This is a genomic window from Bradyrhizobium sp., assembly GCF_049512235.1.
Classification (GTDB): domain Bacteria; phylum Pseudomonadota; class Alphaproteobacteria; order Rhizobiales; family Xanthobacteraceae; genus Bradyrhizobium.
Window position 1 is genome coordinate 1 of the sequence record NZ_JBEKXH010000589.1, and the last position, 3,605, is coordinate 3,605.

General features: G+C 63.2%; 5 protein-coding genes. All 5 read left to right on the forward strand.

Translation table 11 applies throughout. From position 1 onward, the window contains the following. A partial coding sequence (locus ABSG20_RS32265) for an NIL domain-containing protein (protein WP_423868499.1) occupies nucleotides 1-233 on the forward strand: 233 nt, incomplete at its 5' end. Beyond that, entirely contained in the window at nucleotides 223-888 is a 666-nt protein-coding gene (locus tag ABSG20_RS32270; RefSeq protein ID WP_423868500.1) for a methionine ABC transporter permease, read from the forward strand. The genes ABSG20_RS32265 and ABSG20_RS32270, both read left to right, overlap by 11 nt. Nucleotides 889-925: 37 nt before the next feature. Continuing rightward, nucleotides 926-1,708 carry a MetQ/NlpA family ABC transporter substrate-binding protein gene (locus ABSG20_RS32275; protein ID WP_423868501.1) on the forward strand — a complete coding sequence of 261 codons (783 nt, stop codon included), beginning with the start codon at nucleotides 926-928 and terminating at the stop codon, nucleotides 1,706-1,708. A 273-nt stretch (nucleotides 1,709-1,981) separates the two neighbouring features. Continuing rightward, nucleotides 1,982-2,959 (forward strand): cysteine synthase A, encoded by a 978-nt coding sequence (gene cysK / locus ABSG20_RS32280; protein ID WP_423868502.1) that lies wholly within the window; start codon nucleotides 1,982-1,984, stop codon nucleotides 2,957-2,959. Then, nucleotides 2,956-3,605: serine O-acetyltransferase (locus ABSG20_RS32285; protein WP_423868503.1), on the forward strand; the 650-nt coding region annotated here is incomplete at its 3' end. The genes cysK and ABSG20_RS32285, both read left to right, overlap by 4 nt.

A 3,605-nucleotide genomic window follows, 5' to 3' on the forward strand; every position in this document is an offset into this window, starting at 1 on the left:
TTCTGCGCATCGCCTTTACCGGCGGCGCCGCCGACCATCCGGTGCTGTCCCGGATCTCGCGCAGCTATGGCGTCGACTTCAATATTCTGCATGGCCAGATCGAAACCATCGCCGAACGGCCGTTTGGGACGCTGATCGTATCCGTCGCAGCCGAGCCCGCTCTGCTCACGAGAAACATCGAGGATTTCAAGGCCGGCCAGAACACCGTGGAGCACCTCGGCTATGTCGCCTGAAATACTGCAACTGATCGCATGGTCGACGCTTGATACACTCACCATGGTGGCTTTGTCGGGTGCCTTCGGAACGCTTTTCGGACTGCCGCTCGGCATTTTCCTTGCCACCAGCCGGGCGGGGGAGCTATTTCCGGCGCCGACTGTCAACCGTATTCTGGGTCTTGTCGTCAATGCGACGCGCTCGACGCCGTTCATCATCCTGGTGGTGGCGATCGTCCCGCTGACGCGGCTGATCGTCGGTACCTCAATCGGAACCCGCGCCGCCGTGGTGCCGCTGGCGATCGCAGCGACCCCCTTCATCGCGCGCGTCGTCGAGGCGGCGATCCGGGAAGTCGATCAGGGCCTGGTGGAGGCGGCGCGGGCGTTCGGCGCCAGTCCGCTACAGATCGTGCAGAAAGTGCTGCTGCCCGAGGCGTTGCCGTCGGTGACGCTGGCGCTGACGCTGACGGTTGTCAGCCTGCTCGGCTATTCCGCGATGGTCGGCGCGGTGGGCGGCGGCGGTCTCGGCGATCTCGGTATCCGCTATGGCTACCAGCGCTTCATGCCGGATGTCATGGCGATCGTCGTGATCGTGCTCATCGTGCTCGTTCAGGGCGTGCAGACCATTGGTGAATTGCTCGCTAGTCGATTTGACAAGCGCTCGCGAAAGTCGTGAGCGGCGTCGATTCGGCTCGATGGAAAGGAAGGCGAAGATGTCCTTGCGCATGATTTCTCTGTCGGTAATTGCCGCTGCCGCGATGGCGCTCCCGGTGAGCGCCGAAACCATCAAGGTCGGCGTCACGGCGGGACCGCACGCGCAGATTCTTGAGGCTGTCAAGCCGATCGCGGCGAAGCAGGGGCTCGACATCCAGATCGTCGAATTCACCGACTATGTGGTGCCCAATGCCGCGCTCGACGCCGGCGACATCCAGGCGAACTCGTTTCAAAATCAGCCCTATCTCGACAACCAGAAGGCCGATCGCGGATACAAGATCGAACCGGCCGGTCTCACGGTGAACTTCCCGATCGGCGTCTATTCCAGGAAGTACAGGAGTTGGGACGCGGTCCCGGCGGGCGGGACGCTGTCAATTCCCAACGATCCGACTAATGGCGGCCGCGTACTCCTGCTGTTGCAGGACAAGGGAGTCCTCAAGCTGAAGGAAGGCGTCGGGTTTAAGCCCACGGTGGCCGACATCACCGACAACCCGAAGAAATTGAAGATCGTCGAGGTGGACGCGGCCCAGACGGCGCGGACCCTCGATGATGTCGATGCGGCCGCTGTCAACACCAACTATGCCACCCAGGCGGGCCTCGACCCGGTCAAGGATTCGATCCTTCGCGAAGCTCCCAAGGGGCCCTATGTCAACCTGATCGCGGTGCGGACCGTCGACAAGGACAAGCCCTGGGTGAAGATTTTGGTGGAGAGCTATCACACCCCGGAGGTCCGCGATTTCGTGCTCGCCAAGTTCAAGGGCGCGGTGCTGCCGGCATGGTAGTTGCGCCTTCGTGTGCCGGAAAAATGTTTTGCACAATGCCGCCCGTGAAGAATGGAGACTTTGTCAATGGCGGACTGGCGCACAAATTATTCCAAAGTGACTATTGCGATTCGTTCGCGGTGTCTTGGTACTGGTTCCGGGTGATATTGCAATTACCGATCCGGGTGTGATGACACAGGAGATCGTGACCATGTGCGATCTCGCCCCGCGAAGTGAAGTTCGCCCGGCAGGGTCATGTCGCTCGGGGCCGCGACCAGCAACAGGAGCATCACGATGGCAAAATGGTTCGAAGACAACGCGCAATCGATCGGCGGAACGCCGCTGATCCGCCTCAATCGATTGACCGAAGGCGCGCCAGCCACGGTGCTCGCCAAGATCGAGGGCCGCAACCCCGCCTATTCCGTCAAATGCCGGATCGGCGCGGCGATGATCCTGGATGCCGAGAAGCGCGGTTTGCTTGGCCCCGGCAAGGAGATCGTCGAGCCCACCAGTGGCAATACCGGGATCGCGCTGGCGTTCGTCGCCGCGGCGCGCGGCATCCCGTTGACGTTGACGATGCCCGAGACCATGAGCCTTGAACGGCGCAAACTCCTGATCGCGTTCGGCGCGAAGCTGGTTCTGACCGAGGGTGCGAAGGGCATGGGCGGCGCGGTTGCCAAGGCGGAAGAGATCGCCGCTGCCGCACCCGATCGCTATGTACTGCTGCAGCAGTTCAAGAATCTCGCCAATCCGGCGATCCACGAGCAGACGACGGGTCCGGAAATCTGGAACGATACCGATGGCGCTGTCGATATCTTTGTGTCCGGTGTCGGCACTGGAGGGACCATCACAGGAGTGTCGCGCTATATCAAGAAGACCCGCGGCAAGAACATCCTGTCGGTCGCGGTCGAGCCGACGGCGAGTCCGGTGCTGAGCCAGAGGCGAGCGGGCGAGCCGCTGAAGCCGGGTCCGCACAAGATTCAGGGCATCGGCGCTGGCTTCGTGCCCGACGTGCTCGATCTCTCGCTCGTCGATGCAATCGAGCAGACCACCAACGAGGAGGCGGTGCTCTACGCGCGGCGCCTTGCCAACGAAGAAGGAATCCTGTCGGGCATTTCAAGCGGCGCCGCGGTCGCCGTGGCGGTGCGGCTCGCCAAGCGTCCCGAGCATGCTGGCAAGACCATCGTTGTGATACTGCCGGATTCGGGCGAACGCTATCTGAGTTCGATCCTGTTCGACGGAGTGTTCGACGCGCTCGGGATCGCCGCGTGAGCCCTTGGCGCGACACGAGCGTCGGTTCTGACAGGTCCTGGAAGCTGGACGACATCGTCGCCGAGTTGGCGGCGATCGGCGCGAATTCGCAAGCCCAACGTTATCCGGGCCGGTCGCTGCCGGAACTGCCGTCGCGCGAGGCCGTGGCCGGGATCGTCGCCGGCCTTGTGGCGGCGCTGTTCCCGCGCCATTTCGGGTCGCCGGGGCTAGCCGCCGACGATGTCGATCTGTTCGTGGCGGACACGTTGGATCACGCCTTGCGCGCACTGCGGCAGCAGGTTCGACGCGAATTACATCTGCTGGACGCGGACGAATCTCTCGGCCCGAGCGAGCTGGAGCGCAGGGCGCTCGACGTGGCGAACGATTTCGCGCAGGACTTGCCACGAATCCGGGCGCTGTTGGATAGCGACATTCGCGCGGCCTTCGACGGCGACCCAGCGGCCAAGAGCCTGGACGAGGTGGTGTTCTGCTATCCCGGGGTGGCGGCCATCATCCGTCATCGCTTCGCCCATCGGCTGTATCTGCTGGGGGCGCCGCTGCTGGCCCGGATCATCGCCGAACTCGCCCACGCGCAGACCGGGATCGACATTCATCCCGGCGCCGAAATTGGCGAGAGCTTCTTCATCGACCACGGCACCGGCGTGGT